This is a genomic window from Leisingera daeponensis, from assembly GCF_019801465.1.
GTDB lineage: Bacteria > Pseudomonadota > Alphaproteobacteria > Rhodobacterales > Rhodobacteraceae > Leisingera > Leisingera daeponensis_A.
The window spans coordinates 496597-517573 of the sequence record NZ_JAHVJA010000001.1; the positions used below are offsets into that span (position 1 = coordinate 496597).

22 protein-coding genes and 1 tRNA gene are annotated in these 20977 nt (G+C 60.4%); 11 read left to right on the forward strand and 12 right to left on the reverse strand.

Features of this window, described 5'->3' with window-relative positions:
* Window positions 1–39 precede the first annotated feature (39 nt).
* The 5 genes from sufC to KUV26_RS02430 are packed head-to-tail and all read left to right on the forward strand — an operon-like array spanning window position 40 to window position 4355.
* Entirely contained in the window at window positions 40–795 is a 756-nt protein-coding gene (gene sufC / locus KUV26_RS02410) for a Fe-S cluster assembly ATPase SufC (protein ID WP_174146999.1), read from the forward strand.
* Window positions 796–2076 carry a SufB/SufD family protein gene (locus KUV26_RS02415; RefSeq protein ID WP_222507194.1) on the forward strand — a complete coding sequence of 427 codons (1281 nt, stop codon included), beginning with the start codon at window positions 796–798 and terminating at the stop codon, window positions 2074–2076.
* Window positions 2076–2561: a YIP1 family protein gene (locus KUV26_RS02420; RefSeq protein WP_222507195.1), complete on the forward strand. Its 486-nt coding sequence runs from the start codon at window positions 2076–2078 to the stop codon at window positions 2559–2561. Before KUV26_RS02415 ends, KUV26_RS02420 begins: the two co-directional genes overlap by 1 nt.
* Window positions 2558–3142, forward strand: a complete 585-nt coding sequence (locus tag KUV26_RS02425) for a YIP1 family protein (protein WP_222502539.1) — start codon at window positions 2558–2560, stop codon at window positions 3140–3142. The genes KUV26_RS02420 and KUV26_RS02425 overlap by 4 nt, the downstream gene beginning before the upstream one ends.
* The gene (locus KUV26_RS02430) at window positions 3135–4355 is read left to right on the forward strand and encodes a cysteine desulfurase (protein ID WP_222507196.1); all 1221 of its coding nucleotides are present in this window, start codon (window positions 3135–3137) and stop codon (window positions 4353–4355) included. The genes KUV26_RS02425 and KUV26_RS02430 overlap by 8 nt, the downstream gene beginning before the upstream one ends.
* Window positions 4356–4421: 66 nt before the next feature.
* Here the strand turns inward: KUV26_RS02430 and KUV26_RS02435 are convergent, their stop codons facing one another.
* From KUV26_RS02435 to KUV26_RS02445, 3 genes are read right to left on the reverse strand one after another with little or no spacing between them, the layout of a single operon-like run.
* Window positions 4422–5087 (reverse strand): ureidoglycolate lyase, encoded by a 666-nt coding sequence (locus KUV26_RS02435; RefSeq protein ID WP_222507197.1) that lies wholly within the window; start codon window positions 5085–5087, stop codon window positions 4422–4424.
* Window positions 5084–5689 (reverse strand): HD domain-containing protein, encoded by a 606-nt coding sequence (locus KUV26_RS02440; protein ID WP_222507198.1) that lies wholly within the window; start codon window positions 5687–5689, stop codon window positions 5084–5086. Before KUV26_RS02440 ends, KUV26_RS02435 begins: the two co-directional genes overlap by 4 nt.
* 3 nt (window positions 5690–5692) lie before the next feature.
* Window positions 5693–6826: a gamma-butyrobetaine dioxygenase gene (locus KUV26_RS02445; RefSeq protein WP_222507199.1), complete on the reverse strand. Its 1134-nt coding sequence runs from the start codon at window positions 6824–6826 to the stop codon at window positions 5693–5695.
* A 99-nt stretch (window positions 6827–6925) separates the two neighbouring features.
* On the opposite strand from KUV26_RS02445, the gene KUV26_RS02450 reads away from it, so the two are divergent.
* Window positions 6926–7798 (forward strand): LysR family transcriptional regulator, encoded by an 873-nt coding sequence (locus KUV26_RS02450; protein ID WP_222507200.1) that lies wholly within the window; start codon window positions 6926–6928, stop codon window positions 7796–7798.
* A 31-nt stretch (window positions 7799–7829) separates the two neighbouring features.
* Here KUV26_RS02450 and KUV26_RS02455 read toward each other — a convergent pair whose 3' ends face one another.
* The 3 genes from KUV26_RS02455 to KUV26_RS02465 all read right to left on the reverse strand — a co-directional run bounded on the left by KUV26_RS02455 (window position 7830) and on the right by KUV26_RS02465 (window position 9083).
* Window positions 7830–8162, reverse strand: coding sequence for a PilZ domain-containing protein (locus KUV26_RS02455; protein ID WP_222502545.1), 333 nt, complete (start codon window positions 8160–8162; stop codon window positions 7830–7832).
* A 104-nt stretch (window positions 8163–8266) separates the two neighbouring features.
* Window positions 8267–8343 (reverse strand) — tRNA-Arg (locus tag KUV26_RS02460).
* Window positions 8344–8513: 170 nt separating this feature from the next.
* Window positions 8514–9083, reverse strand: a complete 570-nt coding sequence (locus tag KUV26_RS02465) for a YcbK family protein (RefSeq protein WP_222502546.1) — start codon at window positions 9081–9083, stop codon at window positions 8514–8516.
* A 348-nt stretch (window positions 9084–9431) separates the two neighbouring features.
* Between KUV26_RS02465 and KUV26_RS02470 the strand changes: the two genes are divergently transcribed.
* Genes KUV26_RS02470 through KUV26_RS02485 form a run of 4 tightly spaced genes read left to right on the forward strand, consistent with a single transcriptional unit; the run spans window position 9432 to window position 13696 of the window.
* A complete protein-coding gene (locus tag KUV26_RS02470; protein WP_222507201.1) occupies window positions 9432–11060 on the forward strand; it encodes a murein L,D-transpeptidase in 1629 nt (542 codons plus the stop codon).
* A gap of 39 nt (window positions 11061–11099) precedes the next feature.
* A complete protein-coding gene (gene lpxD / locus KUV26_RS02475; RefSeq protein WP_222507202.1) occupies window positions 11100–12173 on the forward strand; it encodes a UDP-3-O-(3-hydroxymyristoyl)glucosamine N-acyltransferase in 1074 nt (357 codons plus the stop codon).
* Between the two features lie 50 nt (window positions 12174–12223).
* Window positions 12224–12481, forward strand: a complete 258-nt coding sequence (locus tag KUV26_RS02480; protein WP_222502549.1) for an acyl carrier protein — start codon at window positions 12224–12226, stop codon at window positions 12479–12481.
* A gap of 6 nt (window positions 12482–12487) precedes the next feature.
* A complete protein-coding gene (locus tag KUV26_RS02485) occupies window positions 12488–13696 on the forward strand; it encodes a beta-ketoacyl-[acyl-carrier-protein] synthase family protein (RefSeq protein WP_222507203.1) in 1209 nt (402 codons plus the stop codon).
* Window positions 13697–13762: 66 nt separating this feature from the next.
* On the opposite strand, the gene KUV26_RS02490 is transcribed toward KUV26_RS02485, so the two are convergent.
* Window positions 13763–14419, reverse strand: a complete 657-nt coding sequence (locus tag KUV26_RS02490; protein ID WP_222502551.1) for an invasion associated locus B family protein — start codon at window positions 14417–14419, stop codon at window positions 13763–13765.
* 496 nt (window positions 14420–14915) lie between these two features.
* Between KUV26_RS02490 and KUV26_RS02495 the strand changes: the two genes are divergently transcribed.
* Window positions 14916–16460 (forward strand): helicase HerA-like domain-containing protein, encoded by a 1545-nt coding sequence (locus KUV26_RS02495; RefSeq protein ID WP_222507204.1) that lies wholly within the window; start codon window positions 14916–14918, stop codon window positions 16458–16460.
* 31 nt (window positions 16461–16491) lie between these two features.
* Here KUV26_RS02495 and KUV26_RS02500 read toward each other — a convergent pair whose 3' ends face one another.
* From KUV26_RS02500 to KUV26_RS02520, 5 genes are all read right to left on the reverse strand, one after another.
* A complete protein-coding gene (locus KUV26_RS02500) occupies window positions 16492–16740 on the reverse strand; it encodes a hypothetical protein (protein ID WP_315900058.1) in 249 nt (82 codons plus the stop codon).
* Between the two features lie 191 nt (window positions 16741–16931).
* Complete coding sequence (locus KUV26_RS02505; protein WP_222507205.1) at window positions 16932–18254, reverse strand: branched-chain amino acid ABC transporter permease; 1323 nt, start codon at window positions 18252–18254, stop codon at window positions 16932–16934.
* A complete protein-coding gene (locus KUV26_RS02510) occupies window positions 18251–19261 on the reverse strand; it encodes a branched-chain amino acid ABC transporter permease (RefSeq protein ID WP_222502554.1) in 1011 nt (336 codons plus the stop codon). The genes KUV26_RS02505 and KUV26_RS02510 overlap by 4 nt, the downstream gene beginning before the upstream one ends.
* Before the next feature lie 2 nt (window positions 19262–19263).
* Window positions 19264–20094 carry an ABC transporter ATP-binding protein gene (locus KUV26_RS02515; protein WP_222502555.1) on the reverse strand — a complete coding sequence of 277 codons (831 nt, stop codon included), beginning with the start codon at window positions 20092–20094 and terminating at the stop codon, window positions 19264–19266.
* Entirely contained in the window at window positions 20091–20879 is a 789-nt protein-coding gene (locus tag KUV26_RS02520; protein WP_222507206.1) for an ABC transporter ATP-binding protein, read from the reverse strand. The genes KUV26_RS02515 and KUV26_RS02520 overlap by 4 nt, the downstream gene beginning before the upstream one ends.
* Window positions 20880–20977: the final 98 nt, after the last annotated feature.

Below are 20977 nucleotides of genomic sequence, written 5' to 3' on the forward strand. Positions count from 1 at the left end.
CGGGCGGCTTGCCCGCACGACATGTGAGACGAGGAAAAAATGCTCGAAATCAAAAACCTGCACGTCAAACTTGAAGACGAGGAAAAGCAGATCCTGAAAGGCGTCGATCTGAAGGTCGAGGCCGGCAAGGTGCACGCCATCATGGGGCCGAACGGTTCGGGCAAATCCACCCTGTCTTATGTGCTGTCCGGCCGCGACGGCTATGAAGTGACCGAAGGTTCTGCTGAACTGGAAGGCGAGGACATCTTGGAGCTGGAGCCGGAAGAGCGCGCCGCGGCGGGCATGTTCCTGGCATTCCAGTACCCGGTGGAAATCCCCGGCGTCGGCAACATGACCTTCCTGCGCACCGCAGTGAACGCACAGCGCAAGGCGCGCGGCGAGGAGGAGCTGTCGGCGTCCGATTTCCTTAAGGAAGTGCGCGCCAAGGCCAAGACCCTGAAGATCGACGCCGAGATGCTGAAGCGCCCGGTCAACGTCGGCTTCTCCGGCGGTGAGAAGAAGCGCAACGAGATCCTTCAGATGGCGATGCTGGAGCCGAAGCTGTGCATCCTGGATGAGACAGACTCCGGTCTCGACGTGGATGCGATGAAGCTGGTGGCCGATGGTGTGAACGCCCTGCGCGATGAAGGCCGCGGTTTCCTGGTGATCACCCACTATCAGCGCCTGCTGGACCACATCAAACCCGACGTGGTGCATATCCTGGCGAACGGCCGTATCGTCAAGACCGGCGGCCCCGAGCTGGCGCTGGAAGTCGAAAACAACGGTTACGCCGGCATTCTGGCAGAGGAGGCGTAAATGGCTCTGCCCGAAGTCAAGCAAAGCGCAACCGAGGCGCGGCTGTCGGCGCTCACCCTGCCCGAAGGCGGCTGCCTAAAGGCAGCCCGCCATGCGGCGCTGTCGCGGGTGCAAACCATGGGTTTGCCGTCGCGCCGGGACGAATACTGGAAATACACCAAGCCCGACACGCTGGTGCAGGCCGAGGCGTCCAAGGCCGCTGTCTTTGAGACCGGCGAAGCACCGATGTTTGACGGCTTTGACCGCTTGAAGGTTGTCTTTGTCGATGGCGTGTTTGACGCGGAAGCCTCCGACGACCTGTCGCTGGAGGGGATTTCCATCGAGCGCATCGCGGATATATGCGAGAAAGACATTCACTGGGCCAAGGACTTGTACGGGGTTCTTGAGGCGCGGGGCCAGACGCCGGTTGAACGGCCGCTGGCGGCCCTGAACACTGCCTTTGCTACCGATGGCGTGGTGATCCATGTGACCGGCACCCCTTCCAAGCCGGTGAACCTGGTCTACCGTCACGCGGACGAGAAGTCCGACGCTATCCTGCACCACGTCATCAAGGTCGATTCCGGAGCGTCGGCAACCATTCTGGAAAACGGTCCGGCTGCCGCGCGTTTCAACAAGTGCATGGAAATCGACGTGGCCGATGGCGGCGCTTTGCATCTGGTGCGGGCTCAGGGCCGCGACCACGAGCGCCGTGCCGCGACCCATCTTTTCGCGCGCCTCGGCAGTGAATCCGTGTTCAAGTCCTTCACCCTGACCGTGAACGGCGTGCTGACCCGCAACGAGGCGGTTGTCGAACTGACCGGCGACGATGCGGTTGCGCATATTGCAGGCGCCTGTGTCGGTGATGGCGATTTCCACCACGACGACACCGTGTTCATCACCCATGACGCAGTGAACTGCGAAAGCCGCCAGGTCTTCAAGAAGGTTCTGCGCAACGGCGCTACAGGCGTGTTTCAGGGCAAGATCCTTGTGAAGGAAGGCGCGCAGAAGACGGACGGCTACCAGATCTCCCAATCGCTGCTGCTGGACGACGACAGCCAGTTCCTGGCCAAGCCGGAACTGGAAATCTATGCCGATGACGTCGCCTGTTCGCATGGCTCGACTTCCGGTGCAATCGACGAGGAAGGCCTCTTCTACCTTCGTTCGCGCGGTGTGCCGAAGGCCGAGGCGACGGACCTGATGACGCTGGCCTTCCTGGCCGAAGCGGTGGACGAGATCGAGGACGCCGAGGTTGCCGCTGCAATCATCGGACGCCTCGAAGGCTGGCTGGCCCGGCGCCACTGATGTCTGTCACCACGGATATCCCGGCAACCTACAAGGGGCCGCGCAAGGTATTTGCGCGGCTTCTGAACATGGGTGCCCGAGAGGACCGGCTGCTGATTTTCCTCATCGCGGGCTGTGTGCTGACGTTTGTTGCGCAGATGCCGAGGCTGGCCCGCGAAGCGCATCTGAGCGGCCAGGAGCTGAACATGCTGCTCGGAAGTTCGCTGCTGGCCCTCGTCTTCATCGCGCCCTTGCTGCTTTACACGTTGGCGCTGGCAGCTCATTGGATCGCCCGGGCGGCGGGCGGGCAGGGCGACGCCTACCGTGCGCGCCTGGCGCTGTTTTGGGCTTTCCTGGCGGCCAGCCCGCTGATGCTTTTGAACGGCCTGGTGGCAGGGTTTATCGGCGCAGGCCCGGCCCTGAATCTGGTGGGCCTCCTGTGGTGCGCAGTCTTTTTCTGGTTCTGGGTGTCCGGAATGCTTCAGGGGTATTGGGCCAAGTCATGAATGCGCTGGCTGCCTTTGCACTGCTGACTCTCAAAGCGCCGCGGGATGCGGCGCAGCAAATCCTGGCACGGGAGTGGCCGCGAGAGGCGCTGTGGACCGCATTCCTGCTGTCAGTGGTGCTGAATACATGCGTCTATACCCTGCAACAGGTGCTGTTCCCGCTGCCGCCGGAGGTTCTGCTGCCGCGCTTTGCGCCAGGTGCCTATTTCGCGGTGGTTTTGGTGCTTCAGCTTTGCTTTATCGCCATGCTGTCCGCAACTGGCCGCTGGCTGGGCGGGCAGGGCGATCTGACGTCTCTTTTGGCGCTGATCACTTGGCTGCAGCTCTTGCAGGCGGGGCTGAACGGGGCCATCGTGGCAGCATTCCTGGTGATGCCCGCTGTGGCTGCGCTGCTCAACATCGCCGCCAATATCGTTGTGTTCTTTATCCTCTTGCATTTTGTCAACGCGGCGCACCGCTTCGGCTCCGTATGGCGCTCGCTCGGCGTCGTGTTGATGGCCAGCATGATCCTGGTTTTTGCCCTTCTCTTCATCGTGGGTCTGATCGGCCCTGCCAATCTGGGACTTCCCGACAATGTATGACCTGGAAAAAATCCGTGCCGACTTCCCGATCCTTTCACGTGAGGTGAACGGCAAGCCGCTGACCTATCTCGACAACGGCGCGTCGGCTCAAAAGCCGCAGGTGGTAATCGACGCGGTGACCAAGGCGTATGCTGAGGAATATTCCAACGTTCACCGCGGCTTGCACTTCCTTTCCAACCTGGCGACCGAGAAGTACGAGGCCGTCCGCGGCATCATCTCGCGGTTCCTGAATGCCGGGAATGAAGACACCATCGTATTGAATTCCGGCACCACCGAGGGCATCAACCTGGTCGCTTATGGCTGGGCGATGCCGCGGTTTGAAGCGGGCGACGAGATTGTTCTGTCAGTGATGGAACACCATGCCAACATCGTGCCCTGGCATTTCCTGCGCGAGCGTCAGGGCGTGGTTCTGAAATGGGTCGATGTTGCGGATGACGGCAGCCTGGACCCGCAGAAGGTGATTGACGCCATCGGTCCGAAGACCAAGCTGGTGGCGGTTACCCAGTGCTCTAATGTGCTGGGCACCGTGGTGGACGTGAAGGCTATCACAAGCGGCGCTCATGCCAAGGGCGTACCGGTGCTGGTCGACGGCTCGCAGGGGGCCGTGCATATGCCGGTGGACGTGCAGGACATCGGTTGCGATTTCTACGCGATCACCGGCCATAAGCTCTATGGCCCGTCCGGGTCCGGCGCGATCTACATCAAGCCGGAGCGGATGGCGGAAATGCGCCCCTTCATCGGCGGCGGCGACATGATCAAAGAAGTCTCCAAGGAGCAGATCATCTACAACGATCCGCCGATGAAGTTCGAAGCCGGGACACCGGGCATTGTGCAGACCATCGGCCTGGGGGTGGCGCTGGAGTACATGATGGCGCTTGGCCTGGACAACATCGCCAAGCACGAGGGCGGCTTGCGCGATTATGCGATGCAGCGTCTGACCGGACTGAACTGGATAAATGTGCAAGGGCAAGCACCTGGGAAGGCAGCGATTTTCAGCTTTACCATGGAAGGCGCGGCGCACGCGCATGACATCTCCACTATCCTTGACAAGAAAGGTGTGGCTGTGCGCGCCGGCCACCATTGCGCCGGGCCGTTGATGGATCACCTTGGTGTCTCTGCAACTTGCCGCGCGTCCTTTGGCCTCTATAACACCAAGGATGAGGTCGACACCCTGATCGACGCACTGGAGCTGGCACACGAATTGTTCGCCTGACGCTGGCCGTATGCGAAAAGAAAACGGCGCCCTATTGGGCGCCGTTTTTGATTCATGTGCAGAGTGTTAGCCTTGGATCTTGTCCGCCCGCAGCGGGCAGGAAAGGTAGACGCCGAATTCCTGCCCTACATCGCAGCTGACGCGCGCATGTACCTTGCCTTGACGGTCCAGGAAGCGCTGGCTGTCCTCCACCGGGAAGATGCCCTCGTGCCAGATATTCGGGTGGATATAGAGCCCCTTGGAGCCGTCACACCAAAAGGCCACCACCTTCTCGGGCTTCAGATCATCCCCCGGCAGGGCTGCAGGAATGATGAATGGCTTGTTGTCCAGCGGATAAAACAGCTGTCCGCCATCGGGGTGGTAGTTCATGTGCCACAGCAGCACTTGGTCCCGCGGTGCGGTCTGCGTCTCCACTTGCGCCTTTTGCGGGTCTGTGGACCAGCCCAGCACATAGTTGCCATTGACCGCTTCGTTCTCACCATAGAGCACGTCACCGCGCCAGTGGCCGCGGAAGATGCCCTCAACCCAGCCGGCTTCGTCACCTGTACCCTGATCAATCGGCCGCCAGCCCTGTGCGGGCCACTGCACGATCTCGATCTCGAAGTTTTCCGGATCATCCACCAGGCAGCCATAGCCCTTGACGCTTTCTTCGGTCGCACGGATCAGCGGAACCTCATGCCAGGGCAATGAGGGTTTTGTGCTGGCTTCAAAGATGTACTCCGGCGCGTTCATAGTACCGCCCCTCCCGCCTTGAGGTGTTTGTCGACCATCCGCTGCACCATCGGCGCAAAGTGCCAATAGTCAGGTGTTTCCATGTCCGCACGCTTTCCGGCCTCGTCCAGATAGCGTACCGCGATGATCTGCTTGAGGTTCGGGTTCCTTTCCATCTCGGCAACTTCCTCGGCGTTCATTGGGCCGCCTTGAAGGTTCAAAGAATGGATGGAAGCCTCTGACAACCGGTTGAAATATTCCGGTCTGGTGGCGCAGAGATAGCGTTTGGCCGCCACATGGTACCGCACGCAGTCGGTGATCACTGAAGGAAAGAACTGCTCCAATACTTCGGCGCCGGCTTCCTCGTGAAAGCGGTCCTCGGTGTCGTCCATGGAGAAAGTGCCGAACTCGCTGGTGAAATGGCCGATATCGTGGAGCAGCGCCCCCACAATGATCTCTTCCGGCTGGCCGTTCGCCTCGGCGATGGTGGCGCCCTGCAGCATGTGTTCGGTCATTGTGACAGGCTCGCCCAAATACTCCTCGTCGCCGCGCCGGTCGAAGATATCACCGATGAAGGCGACAATGTTGTCCTGGGTCAGCTTGCTGAAATCCGGCTTGCTCATGGTTCAGCCCTCCAGTTGGGCGTGCAGAACGTTCAGGGTCGAGAGCAGTCCGTCCTTGTCGGCGTAGCAGCCCTGCAGCCAGCGCGAGCCGGAACCGGAGTAGCCCAGGCGCGCGTGCATCACCCTCGTGTTATCGACGATGAAGCTCTCGCCCGGTTCAAGTTTGAAGGATACACCCATATCGGGGTCGTCGATGAACTCGCCCAGACGGCGGTAGGCGGCGTAATAGGATTCCATCTTGTCAAACGGGATGTCCACAAACGGGGCGGAGGAGCGGTTGTTGAACCGAATGCCGATCATCTCCCCGTCAGGGGACAGTTCGATCATCGGGCGGCGCGAGCGCAGGTGCACACCGTCGGAGCCCTTGTATTCAAACCGGGCCGGGTAGCCGGCCAGCAGCGCAAAGCCTTCCGGGTTCTCGTCACGCAGACGTTCGGCTGCGCGGAATCCGTCCACCACAATGCTTTCGCCGCCCTCGGCGGAGTTCTCCAGGCAATAGAGAATCTGCAAGGAGGGCACCGGGTCGCGGTAGGGGTTGTCAGTGTGCGCCTGCAGTCCCAGACCGGTGTAAGCCAGGTTGGTCGGGTTCACCTCGGTGCGGACTTCAAAAAACTTGCCGTAGTTGGTCTCGCGGATAAAGCCGAACATTTCGGCGCAGTCGACCAGCGCGCCCTCTTTGACCGGGCCGTTCACCAGTTTGGCAAAGCCGAGCCGGGCAATGGCGTCCAGCCAGTCGCGTTTGGCCTTAGGGCTCGATGTCACCTTGTTCCAGTCGAAGGCCGGTGCGGGCTGACTGCTGCTCCAAGTGTCGATCCCCGGGGCCACGCGGCCGAATTGCGAAGCCTGTTCAATGTCATAGGCGTGATCCCTCAACCATGCACCGGGAAAGCTAACGGTTTTGCCATCCGGGGCGAAGGTTACGGTCAATGCATCATTTTCCACCGAAGCGGTGCTGATTTTGGTGTCGGCCGGTATGTCGCCGATGGTGATCAGCCGCTGGCCATTGCCGGGTGAGCGGGTCTCGGGATCCAGCGCATTGTCGCGCAACCAGATCGCATGGAAACGGCGCTTGCTGCCGTCGTCGAATGTCAGGGTCAGGAAACTGCCGGATGCGTCGGCGGATACGGAACGGGGCATAAGGGTTTCTCCGGTTGGCCTGGTTCTTGCTTGCCTTGCTATCGCGACTGAGTCATCAAGAGAACGACGGAAAACGGGGTTCGAGAGTTAGGTTTTCTAATGTCTAGGAAAATCAGCAAACAGGGCTTGCCGCCACTGGACTGGCTTAAGGTGTTTGAGGCCGCAGGCCGCCACGGCAGCTTTACCGCTGCTGCAGAGGAATTCGGCGCAACGCAGGCTGCCGTAAGCCAGCGGATCCGCAACCTGGAATCCTGGCTCGGGCGGCAATTGTTCATCCGTTCGGCCCGCGGCGTTTCGCTGACAGTGGACGGTGAAAGCTATTTGCCGCTGGTGCATGATTCCCTGCGCGCCCTTGAGCAGGGGACCGAAAACCTGTTCGGACACAGCGTCAGGGAGCTGCGTATTGCCGCGCAGCCGTCCCATCTGGAAATGCTGCTGCTGCCGCGGCTTACTGTGTTTTCTGAAAGCTATCCTGACATGCGGATTGTCACGGAAACCGTGCCCAAGCGGCAGGACTTTGAGGCTGCCGACCGGGCTTTGCATATCCGCTACGGGCGCGGTGTTTGGGACGGGCGTGAAGGTGTGCTGCTGGCCAATGAGGTTCTGCAGCCGATGACGGCACCGGAACATGCGAAAGCCTGGCGCAGCCTTCCGGCGATCGAGCTGCGCGGCGAGCGGCCGGGCTGGTCCGAATGGGCACGTGTAACCGGCGAAGGCGAGCCGGAGATGGGGCCGGTCTCCGTCGATTCCATGGGGCACGCGCTGCGGGCGGCGCGGCGGGGCATTGGGGTGGTTCTGGGTTCCAGGGCTTTGGCATCCAGCCTGTTGCAGACCGGGCAGCTCGAATGTGCTGCGGCTCCGGAGCTGGCCACCATCGACGGCTACTGGATGACCTGGCCCGCCAGCCTGGGAAAATCCAAGCGGCAGGCTGAAGTTCTGGCATCACTCACCGCAGCGCTCCAGAACTTGTAAAGATTATTGGGAAGAATAACCGCCGGCGATGTCAGGTCGGGTACTCTCCAATTCCGGCAAAAAATTCATCCAGCACCGGACGGGCGCCGCGCTTGCTCAGAAATTTGAAGCCTATCCTGTCGTCCTTGCGCCAGCGGGCACATACCTCAAACTCGTCGATTTGCTCGATGGTCACAGACTTTAATTCAGCGAGAGGAAAAGTGTTTTGCCCTTCCGGCAGGCGGACAGCAAAGCCGCTGTAGCTGATGTTGTACAGCGCGGCGTCCAGTCTGGATCCGGAGAGATTGAGGGAACACCGCAAGTTCAGTCGAAGCCGGGGTTCTGTCGGTTCCGCTTCGCGGAATATAGAGTTTGAATGTACCATTCTGCCTCGCTGGCCGCACCAAGAACTGTAGCCAGTGTTGCTAACATCACGCCCTTTAAGAAGCCTTAAAGAGGCGAGACTTTTTGATGCTTTTTAGCAGAAAATGGCGCACCTGAGAGGATTCGAACCTCTGGCCTCTGCCTTCGGAGGGCAGCGCTCTATCCAGCTGAGCTACAGGTGCGTCGTTAGGCCGGGGTATACCCGTGCTTCGCCACCTCTGCAACGGGAAAAACTGCCTGTTTCCAATTTCCTGACTGCGGCCGAAAATCAGAGGAGCTGATCCGATACCCTGAAAAAGAAAAAGCCTGCACCAATCGGGCAGGCTTGCAAAATTGCGAATGGCAGAAGGTATTACCCGCGCCAGCTGCGGACTGCACCGCAATCCATATGCACAAAATTCGAACGCTGATATTTACCAACGCCGCCGGCGTGGCAAGCCTCGGCGGCTTGAGCCATCTGGGACACTGACCGGGATGAAAGGCGCAGGTCAGCGGCCTGGCCGCGCATATGCAGAGAGTTCTTCGCGACCCCGCGCGAACGGCTGCGCAGCATCGCGTTTGTCTTGGGGCTGCGGTAGCCGGACAGCAGCATATAGGGCTCGTTCACATCCAGAAGATTGTGCGAGGCCGCCATGATGTCGATGGTGCGCAGGTCGATATCCTTGACATCATCGGTGCGCCAGTCACGCATGAAGTGATTGATTTCCTTGACTGCATCCTTGATGTAGTCGCCGTCGATCCAATACACCATGTCCAGACGCTCGCCGGTGCGGCCTGAATACATGCGGATGCGCCTGATGTCGCCGCCGCCGCGGAGAAAGCCTGCTGCATTGGAGAAAGTCGGGGCTGCTGCTACTGCGGTTGCAGCAAACACACCCAAAATAGAACGCCGGGAGATCCCCGTGCCCGTGGTTTTTGCCATTGTCACTGCGCCGTCCCGTACGCTTTTAGTCCTGCCTAGTCGCCCGATGTTACGAGCTCGTTAACACTTAAGGTTAACGTGCGGCATGTATGGCACACTGAGAATCCTGTTCCAACATTTCTTTGCCGCGCTGTAACGGATAGCCCGGTTTTCGGCGATTTTTTGCGCATGCGGGGAGGGTGAGGGAACTTTTCCCCGAGACTGTTGCAGCCGGGTTTCATAGACGCGGCTTTGGTGCATCAAAGCTGACATTTCGCAATTGTGAGTGGACAACGGCGGCTGGCATTTACCAGAATTTCAGATAGGCACTGACACAATTGACAAAAATCGGCGCAAGGACCGGAAATTATGACGCGTGCTTCTGCAGGAAACTTCTTGCCAGGGATCAAGGCGGGGCTGTTTGCCCTGGCATTGGGCGGTTTGACCGCCGGGAGTGTTTCCAGTTCAGCACAGGCTGAGGTTTCGGCAGCGTTCCGCCAAGCCGTGGCCGAAGCTGCCTATGGCAGCGACGCGGTGGCGAAATTCTACCGGGAAAACGGCTACCAGGCGATCTGGACCGGACAGGATGAAGCTTCGCTCCAGCGCCGCAACGCCCTGCTGGCGGCCTTAAACGACACCCAGGCCCACGGGCTGCCGGACCGCTCAGCCGAGGTCAGCGCGCTGATGCAGCAGATGCGGGACGTGCGCACCACCCGTGATATCGGCAATGTAGAGGCCGCGCTGAGCCAGGCGCTGGTGGATTATGCCACCGATCTGCAGACTGGCCTGCTGGTTCCGTCGCGGATTGATGCGGGCATGGTGCGCAAGAAGCATACAGTCGACGGTGCAAGTTTTCTGGCGGGGATCCGCGATACCCAGCCGTATGCCTACATGCGCAGCCTGGTTCCCGCCTCGCCGCAATACCGCAGCCTGATGCGTGAGAAACTGCGTCTGGAGAAGGTCTTGGCGGCGGGCGGTTGGGGGCCAACGGTGAACGCGACGAAACTGGAAAGGGGGGATCAGGGGCCGACGGTCATTGCATTGCGCAACCGTCTGGTGCTGATGGGCTACCTTCCGCGCAGCGCGGCGCGCAGCTATGACACCGCTCTGGAAAAGGCAGTGCAAAGCTTTCAGTCCGATCACGGCCTGGAAACAGATGGCGTGGCCGGCCCCGGCACAATCGACGAGATCAACAAGCCTGTCAGCGCGCGCCTGAAATCCGTCATCATCGCGATGGAGCGCGAGCGCTGGCTGACCCCGGACCGCGGTGAACGCCACATTCTGGTCAACCAGACCGATTTCACAGCCCAGATCGTCGACAATGGCGATGTAACCTTTGAAACCCGTTCCGTCATCGGCAAGAACACCCATGACCGCCGCAGCCCGGAATTCTCGGACGAAATGGAACACATGGTGATCAATCCGAGCTGGTATGTGCCCCGCTCGATCATCACCAAGGAATATCTGCCCAAGCTGAAGAGCAACCCTAACGCTGTCGGCCATATCCAGATCACTGACCGGCGCGGCCGCGTGGTGAACCGCAGTTCGGCCGATTTCTCGCAGTATACAGCGCGGAACTTTCCCTATTCCATGCGCCAGCCTCCGAGCCGCAGCAATGCGCTGGGTCTGGTCAAGTTCATGTTCCCGAACAAATACAACATCTACCTGCACGATACGCCGCAAAAGAGCCTGTTTGCCCGCGAAGTGCGTGCCTTTTCGCACGGGTGCATCCGCCTGGCGCAGCCCTTTGAATTCGCCTATGCGCTGCTGGCCAAACAGACTGAGAATCCTAAGGAGTTCTTCCACCGCATCCTGAACAGCGGACGGGAAACCAAGGTCGAGCTGGAGCAGAAGGTGCCAGTGCATATCATTTACCGGACCGCAGTTGTTTCGGGCAAAGGCCGTGCCGAGTTCCGCCGCGATGTCTACGGCCGCGACGCCAAGGTCTGGGCCGCTCTGGAGCGGGCAGGGGTGGTGCTGCCCAGCGTTCAGGGGTAAATGTCAGGCCCATACAGGATTATTCTGAAAGGGCCTGACATGTTCACTATCCGCCAAATTGCTGAGGCCTTGGGCGCCGAGGCCCAGGGCGACCTGGACCTGCTGATAGCAGGTGCGGCGGAGCCGCAGGATGCCACGGCTGATCAGATCGCCATGGCGATGGCGCCAAAATATGCAGAAGGCCTGCAAGCCGGTCAGGCGCAGGCAGCTATTCTTTGGGAAAACGCCGATTGGCAGTCATTCGGCCTGAAGGCAGCGATCTTTGCCACACGGCCTCGGATGGCCATGTCCGGCGTGACCGGAATGCTGGACCGCGGCCAGGGTTTTGCCGGGGGAATCCACCCGGCTGCAGTCATTGATCCAACAGCGGAACTGGGTAAAGACGTTTCAGTCGGTCCGCTGTCCATCATCGGCGCCGGGGCCAGGATCGGCGCCCGCTCTGTTATCGGTCCGCATTGCTATGTCGGGTCTGAGGCGGTGATCGGCGCGGATGCGAATTTGCGTGAAATGGTTTCCATTGGCGCGCGGGCAACCATCGGCAACCGCTTCCGCGCCCAGCCCGGTGCACGCGTGGGCGGCGATGGGTTCTCCTATGTCACGCCAGAAGTTTCCGGCGCAGAGAACGCGCGCAAGACGATGGGCGACCAAGGCGAGGCCAAGGCTCAGTCCTGGGTTCGGATCCATTCGCTAGGGGCTGTCACCATTGGCGATGACGTCGAGATCGGCTCGAACTGCACAATCGATAACGGCACCATCCGCGACACGGTGATCGGAAGCGGCAGCAAGCTCGACAACCTCGTGCACGTCGGCCACAACACCCGCGTCGGAAATGACTGCCTTCTGTGCGGCCAGACCGGCGTGTCGGGCTCTGTCGATATCGGCAACAACGTGGTGCTGGGCGGCCAGTGCGGTGTGGTGGACAATATCTTCATCGGGGACGGGGTTATCGCGGGCGGCGGCACCAAGATCCTGTCCAATGTGCCCGCCGGGCGCGTGATCATGGGCTATCCCGGCGTCAAGATGGAGACCCACACTGAGATGTATAAAGCACAGCGCCGCCTGCCGCGTTTGATGCGTGACATCGAATTGTTAAAAAAGGCTGTTTTCAAGTAACCGACAAATACCTACATCAGCCTCAGCCAGAAACGATCGGGGGTCCCTACATGAGCACGCAGGACAAAGTCATTGCAATCATTGCCGAACAGGCGGTTCTGGAACCGTCGGATGTGACCCTCGACAGCACATTGGAAGACCTTGGGATCGACAGCCTTGGCCTGGTTGAAAGCATCTTTGCCATTGAAGAGGAATTCGACATTTCAATTCCCTTCAATGCCAACGCTCCAGAGCAAAGCGACTTCGATATTTCCAATGTCGCGGCGATCATCGCCGGGATCGACAAGCTGGTTCTGGAAAAAGCGTAAACCCGGATGAAACGAGTCGTTATCACCGGGGCAGGAACGATCAATGCCCTGGGCCATTCCGTGCCGGAAACGCTGGAAGCCATGCGTGAGGGCCGCTGCGGAATTGGCGAATTGGAGTTTCGCGACGTCGAGCGGCTGGCAATCAGGATCGGCGGTCAAGTCCGCGGGTTTGAGGCTGAGGGCCGCTTCAACCGCCAGCAAATGAGCCTGTATGACCGCTTCACCCAGTTCACCCTGACGGCAGCGAAAGAGGCAATTGAGCAGTCCGGGCTCGAGTTCCATGGCGACCTGTCGGCGAAGGCCGGGGTGGTGCTGGGCAATTCCGGCGGCGGTATGCAAACGCTCGATGAAAATTACCGGAGCGTCTACGAGGACGGGAAGAACCGGGTGCACCCGTTTGTGGTGCCGAAGCTGATGAACAATGCCGCAGCCGGCCATGTGTCGATGCAGTATAATCTCAAGGGGCCCAGCTTTACTGTCTCCACGGCATGTGCATCCTCCAACCATGCGATGGCGCAGGCCTTCCAGATGGTGCGCTCGGGCATGAGCCCGGCAATGATCACCGGCGGCTCCGAGTCCATGCTGTGCTTTGGCGGGGTCAAAGCCTGGGAAGGGCTGCGCGTCATGTCCAAGGACGCTTGCCGACCGTTCAGCGCCAACCGCAACGGTATGGTGCAGGGAGAAGGCGCAGGCATCTTCGTGTTCGAGGAATACGATCATGCAAGGGCCCGCGGGGCCGAAATTCTGTGTGAAGTCATCGGCTTTGCAATGTCCTCCGACGCGGCGGACATTGTGATGCCCAGCAAGCAGGGGGCGGCGCGTGCCATTTCCGGCGCGTTGCAGGATGCGCGCATCGCGGCGTCAGAAGTCGGCTATATCAACGCTCACGGCACCGGCACTGCTGCCAATGACAAAACCGAATGCGCTGCAGTGGCGGATGTGTTCGGGCCGCATGCCGACAGCCTGATGATCTCTTCCACCAAATCCATGCACGGACACCTTATCGGCGGCACCGGCGCGGTGGAGCTTTTGGCTTGCATCATGGCGCTGCGCGACGGGGTGGTTGCCCCGACCATCGGCTATGAAGAACCGGATCCGGAATGCAACTTGGATGTGGTGCCGAACGAGGCGCGCGAGGCAAAGGTCGACGTGGCGCTGTCCAACGCCTTTGCCTTTGGCGGGCTGAACGCGGTTCTGGCCCTGCGCAAGGTGTAATAATGCATCAACAAGAAACGCCGCGGGCCGTGGGCGCGCGGCGTTCTCTACGGCTAGTGCCGGTGCTTACTGTTTGACAACGTCCACGACGTCGTAGCCGGCAGTGAAACCGCTAAGCGAAAGCTTCATTTCCACCACCTGATCCGGAGCCGGTGCCGGGCGCAATGCCAGCACTGCTTCCTTGCCCTTTTTGAAGGCGTCGATATCGCCCTGGGTCAGGCCGATCTGCGCCACACAGCCGAGCTGGTTGCAGAAGGAATAGTTGTATCGCTTTGCCGGCGCGCCATCGATCGAGATGGTCAGCGCGGCGGGCAGAAGGGTTTCCAGCGGCACGATCACAGTGGCGCCCGCAACGGCCTGGCCGCCTTGCTGTTCGATACGGAACATCGAAACTTCGGCCATCGGATTGCCTTGCGGTCCGGTCAGAACCTGCAGCAGCGAACAGGGATCGGTTTCGGCTTCAGTTCTGATGCAAGCCAGATCCCAGTCGCCGTGCTTTTCCTTGGAGTAGCGTTCGCCCAGCTTGGGGCCGTCAGCGACAGGCTCTCCCAGGTCCAGCAGCTGATCCGCGGTGGATTCTTCCTGTTCGGTCTGCTCTCCGGTTTCCGCCCCGGCGGTCTCTTCGCTGGCGCCGGCTTCTTCTGCGGTGGTTTCCTGCGCCGCCAACGGCGCGGTCATGGCAAGCACCGCGGCAAGCGTGATCGGGGTCAGGGACTTCAACATGAATGCCTCATTTTTTTAAAGACGCTGCCAACGCGTTTATCACGCCGCCCCGGAAGTGTCAGGTCAATAACAAGGGCTCAGGGGGGAAATCCGCGCAAGGCGGCTCAGTCTTGGAAGATGCTGAAAAAATGCAAAAAAGGGAACCGGCTGGTCCCCTTTTTCGTGTTTGCATCTCCCCGTCGGACTGGCCGACTTAGTTATTGCGTAGGACGTTACGAAAGGGCTGGCCATCGGTCAACATGCAAGTTCAAAAAAAGACCCGGGGCTTCGGATTTCATGAAAATTGCATGCTTCGGGCTGTGCTGGCGGGCGGGTTTGCCCGTTTTACAGGCAAATTCCGCCTAAAAAGAAGGCCGTGCGCGAGGCACGGCCCAGTCTGACAGGGAGGAAATGTCCGCCACGGCAACCGCTTTTGCAGGGGCGGGCAAGATTGACTATCGCATCAAGTAGTTAACTTTGTATTGTTATCCACAGGGAAAGACAGGCAGGGGCAGATATGGCAGACAAGTTGTTTCTTGGCGGCGGCGGTGAAGGATACGGTGAACCGCAGAATTTAACCCTCAAATACGCCAACCGGCACGGACTCATCGCAGGCGCAACCGGAACCGGCAAGACCGTGACTCTTCAAATCCTGGCAGAGGGGTTCTCCAACGCCGGGGTGCCGGTGATCCTGGCGGATGTGAAGGGCGATCTGTCCGGCCTGGCGAAACCGGGTTCTGCAAGCCACAAGCTGCACGAGGCCTTCACTTCCCGCGCGGGCAAGATCGGCTTTGCAGACTTCTCCTACCATTCCTGTCCTGTCACCTTCTGGGATCTGTACGGTGAACAGGGCCATCCAGTGCGAACCACGGTTGCCGAAATGGGGCCGTTGCTTCTGGCGCGGCTGCTGGAGCTGAGCGAAGCTCAGGAAGGTATTCTGAACATTGCCTTCCGGCTCTCCGACGAAGAGGGCTTGCCGTTGCTTGACCTGAAAGACCTGCAGGCGCTGCTGGTCTGGTTGGGGGAGAACCGCAGCCAGCTTTCACTCCGTTACGGCAATGTCTCGACTGCATCGATTGGCGCCATTCAGCGCCGTTTGCTGGTGCTGGAGAACCAGGGCGGCGCCGGTTTGTTCGGGGAACCCGCCCTGGTTCTCAGCGATCTGATGCGCTGCGATGCCAGCGGCAAGGGAATGGTCAACATTCTGGCCGCCGACAAGCTGATGGCGGCGCCCGGACTGTATTCAACCTTTCTTCTGTGGCTCCTGAGCGAACTGTTTGAGGAACTGCCGGAGGTTGGAGACCCGGACAAGCCGCGTCTTGTGTTCTTCTTTGACGAGGCGCACCTGCTGTTCGAGGATGCGCCGAAGGCGCTGATTGACAAGGTGGAGCAAGTCGCCCGCCTGATCCGCTCCAAAGGCGTTGGAATTTATTTCATCACTCAAAACCCGGCGGATGTGCCGGAGGATATCCTGGGCCAGCTCGGCAACCGGATCCAGCATGCCTTGCGGGCCTTTACGGCCAAGGACCGGAAGAACCTGCGTCTAGCTGCAGAGACTTACCGTGAGAACCCGCGGTTCTCGACCGAAGACGCCATTCGCGAAGTGGGCGTTGGCGAAGCGGTGACGTCGATGCTTGAAACCAAAGGCGTGCCTGGCGTGGTGGAACGGACACTGATCCGGCCACCCAGTTCCCAGTTGGGGCCGGTCACGGCGGAAGAGCGCAAGAAGTTGCTGCAAACCTCGGACATGTCCGGGAAGTACGATGCGCCATTGGACCGGCGCTCAGCCTATGAAATTCTTGCCCAGAGGGCGCAGTCCGCAGCGCAGGAGGCGGAGGCTGCGGAGCAAGTTGCCGAAGCTGCACCGCAGCCGGCGGAACGGGAATTCAACGCCGCCCGGCGCTACTCCGGTTCCCGGGTCAGCCGCTCAACCTCCAAAGGCTACCGGCAGAAGGACACATTCACCTCCGCGATGTCGGAAGCGGTGATCAAGGAACTGAAGGGCACCACAGGGCGGCGCATCGTCCGCGGTATTCTTGGCAGCTTGTTCAAGGGCCGCTAGCGCTGAAGGACTGCGGACGGCTTGGCCTGACTCAGCCGCCGTCCTTTTGGCGCTGGCCTTCCTGCTTGCAAATGGCATCCGCGTCAGCAACCGACATTGAGCCGGGCCGGTCGATGGAGCGGTCCCACAGAACCCGGTCCCTCGTGTACAGCTGGCAGGTGACAATGCCTGAGCTGGTTCGAAGCTGCACAGGTGTTGTCTCGTAATTTTCCGGGCTGACGCAGCCAGTCAGCGTTGCCGCCATCCCTGCTGCAATCAGAACTTTGTGATGGGGTTTCACGGTGTGCTCTCCTCAGTATGTTTTGACCGACACTAACACGGCGATGAAAATAAACCATTAAAAACGGAGGGTTCGGCTTGGGCCTGTGCCAAATCTGAAACTGTCGCAGGAGTGCAAAACTGCCGCCCGGGAGGTCCTGAGCGGCAGTTTTCCGTTTCAGCTTTTCTGCTGCTTGCGCAGCCGAACGGCGGTTACTTCTCCGGGATCAGGCCGCGCGGGCTGAACCTCAGCACCAGGAGCAGTATCAGTCCCATGGTGAAAAGCCGCATGTGCGATGCGCTTTCAAGCAGATGCGCCTTCAGCGCGCTGCCTTCGGCCATTCCGGAGGTCACCAGTTCCATCAGCAGGATGCCCATCGGCTCCACCTTGATCCAGAAGAACCAGATCAGCATGCCGCCGAGCACCGCCCCGAAGTTGTTGCCGGAGCCGCCCACGATCACCATCACCCAGATCAGGAAGGTGAAGCGCAAGGGGTTGTAGCTGCCCGGCGTGAGCTGGCTGTCGAGTGTGGTCATCATTGCGCCGGCGATTCCGCAGATGGCGGAGCCCAGCACGAAGATCTGCAGATGGCGGCGGGTGACGTCTTTGCCCATCGCTTCGGCTGCGGTTTCATTGTCGCGGATCGCGCGCATCATCCGGCCCCAGGGGCTTTTCAGCGCCATCTGTGCCATCCACAGAAGCGCCAGCAGCACAACGGTGAACATCAGCGCATAGCCTGCCTTGACGTAAACGGTCGAGGCAGTGACCGGGTCCAGGCCCCAGCTGGCCGCACGCTCCACGAAGGACGGATCGTTCTGCAAATCCACTTCGTAGGGCAGCGGACGGGGCAGGCCGACCACGTTTTTCACGCCGCGCGACAGCCAGTCCTCGTTTTTCAGGACAGCGATGATGATCTCGGCAATGCCGAGGGTGGCAATCGCCAGGTAATCCGAACGCAGCCCCAGGGCCGTCTTGCCGATCAGCCATGCCGCGCCGGCCGCCAGCAGACCGCCCGCGGGCCACGCCAGCAGCACCGGAAGGCCAAGGCCGCCGATATTGCCCTGCAGGGCCGGGTTGATTGCCTCGACTGAGCTGACCGACGGATCGAAGATCGCTCTGTAGACGAAGAAGCCGGCAATCATCACAACGGCCAGCACCAGCGCGCGCAGTCTGCCCGCGGGCATGAACTTGGTGATCATCACCGCAGCCACAACCGTCAAGGCACCCATTACCAGCGCCATAACGATGCCAGCACCGCCCGACGACCAGGCTTCAGGGATCACCGGCGTCGACACCAGCACCACGGCCAGCCCGCCAAGCGCGGTAAAGCCCATGATGCCGACATTGAACAGCCCGGCAAAGCCCCACTGGATATTCACGCCGATCGCCATGATGGCCGAGATCAGCCCCATGTTCAGGATCACCAGCGCCGAGTTCCAGGAACCGGAGAAGAACAGGACGTCGGTCATGCCTTCCAGCAGGATCATCACGCCGACAAAGACGAAAAGAAGGGTATGTTTCATAGTATCGGTCATACCGCTTTCCCTTTGAAGAGGCCGGTGGGCTTGAACAGGAGGACGACAATCAGGATCGCGAAGGAAACCGCGAACTTGTAGTCGGTGCTGAGGAGCTGAACCAGCCCGTCAGGCGCCAGGCTGTCCGGCAGGCCGTAGGTCAGAACCTTTTTCCAAGCATAGGTGATCGTCACCTCGGAGAAGGCGATGATGAAACCGCCGGCAATGGCGCCAAGCGGGTTGCCGAGCCCGCCGACGATGGCAGAGGCAAAGATCGGCAGCAGCAGCTGGAAATAGGTGAAGGGTTTGAACGACTTGTCGAGGCCATAAAGAACCCCGGCAATGGTCGCCAGCGCCGCCACGATCATCCAGGTGTACATCACCACCCGTTCCGGGTTGATGCCGGACAGCAGCGCCAAGTCCTCGTTGTCGGAATAGGCGCGCATCGATTTGCCGGTGCGGGTCTTGTTCAGGAACCAGAACAGCACCGCCACCACGATCACCGCGGTGACCACGGTCAGCGCTTCGGTGGTCTTGATTGCCAGGCCCTCATCCAGCCCGGTGAGCTTCTTGAAGGTGCGGGCCGAGATCACGAAGCGTTCGCCATCGGTAAAGCGCTGGTCGCCTGGCCCGATGATGAAACGCACCAGGCCGTTCATGATGAACATCACGCCGAGCGAGACCATGACGAAGATAACCGGCTTCGCCTTCTGCTGACGGTAGAACCGGTAAACGGTCTTGTCCGTGAACAGCGCCAGCGCAATGGTGCCCAGAATGCCAAACGGCAGCGCCAGCAGCGCGGTCGGCAGCGGCCCTGCGCTCAGGCCAACCGACTGGAACAGCCAGGTGACCAGGATGGTGACCATCGCGCCGAACGCCATGGTGTCGCCATGGGCAAAGTTCGAAAACCGCAGGATCCCGTAGATCAGCGTCACCCCTAGCGCGCCAAGCGCCAGCTGGCTGCCATAGGCCAGTCCGGGGACAATAACAAAATTGGTAAGCGCCACGAGGGCGTTGAGAAGATCCATGCTTAGCCCCCCAGGAAAGATTTGCGCACTTCGGGATCGGCCAGCAGCTCCTTGCCGGTGCCGGTATAGGCATTGCGCCCCTGCACCAGAACATAGCCTTTGTCTGCGATCTCAAGCGCTTGCTTGGCGTTCTGTTCCACCATCAGGATCGGCAGCCCGGTGCGGGCGACCTCGATGATGCGGTCAAACAGCTCATCCATCACGATGGGGGAGACGCCGGCCGTCGGTTCGTCCAGCATCAGCACCTTGGGCTTGGTCATCAGCGCGCGGCCCACCGCCACCTGCTGGCGCTGGCCGCCGGACAGCTCACCGGCCGGCTGGTTGCGCTTGTCGCGCAGGATCGGGAACAGATCATAGACCTGCTCCATCGTGTCCCGGAAATCATCGGTGCGGATGAACGCGCCCATCTCCAGGTTTTCCTCGACCGTCATCGAGGTGAAGATATTGCTGGTCTGGGGCACAAACCCCATACCCTTGATCACCCGGTCCTGCGGGGTGAGCTGGGTGATGTCCTCACCGTCCAGCCGCACGGTGCCGGAGCGCACGTTCAGCATCCCGAAAACCGCCTTCATCGCGGTCGACTTGCCTGCGCCGTTGGGGCCGACGATCACCGCGATCTCACCCTTGTCAACGGCGATGGTGCAGTCATGCAGGATGTCCGGTCCCTTGCCGTAGCCGCCGGTCATGGTGTCGCCGATCAGGAACGGGCCGCCATCGACCTTGTGCGTCGGGCCGCTTTTCTGGTGGGCCGGCTGCATTGTGCCAGCACCTTTCAGGTTGGTGATCGAGGCGTCTTTGTTGCCGTGATCGTCCTGGTAGGGGTTGTCGCTCATGCGTCCGCCTCCAGCTTGTCCTTGTTTTTCAGACCGGTGCCCAGATAGGCCTCGATCACCTGCTCGTTTGCCTTGATCTCGTCCAGGGTGCCCTCGGCCAGTTTTTTGCCCTCGGCCATGCAGATCACCGGGTCGCACAGGCGGTCGATGAATTCCATGTCGTGCTCGATCACCACAAAGGTATAGCCGCGTTCCTCGTTCAAGCGCTTGATCGCGTCGGCGATGGTGTAAAGCAGGGTGCGGTTCACCCCGGCGCCAACCTCGTCCAGAAAGACGATCTTGGCGTCCACCATCATGGTGCGGCCCAGCTCCAGAAGCTTCTTCTGGCCGCCGGAGACCTGGCCGGCCTTCAAGTCGGCAATGTGGCTGATGGTCAGGAACTCCAGCACTTCATCCGCCTTGGCGCGCAGCGCGCGCTCCTCGTCGGCGATGCGCTTGCGGCCGAACCAGGTGTTCCACAGCGTTTCACCCGACTGGTTGCCCGGAACCATCATCAGATTTTCCCGGCAGGTCATCGAGGAAAACTCATGCGCGATCTGGAAGGTGCGCAGCAACCCCTTGTGGAACAGCTCATGCGGCGGCAGGCCGGTGATATCCTCACCGTCCATGGTGACCCGGCCTGAGGTCGGTTGCAGCACGCCTGCGATAACGTTGAATAAGGTGGTCTTTCCGGCACCGTTCGGGCCGATCAGACCGGTTATGGACCCCTTGGCGATTTCCAGCGAGGCGCCGTCAACCGCGTGGAACCCGCCGAAGTGCTTGTGCAAGTCCTCGACGACGATCATGTCATTTCATCCCCTGCCGCGTTTTCGCGGCATTTTTAATTCAGAACAGCCCGGGCGGAACCCGGGCTGTTCGTTTTCTGTTTATTTACACCTGGTTA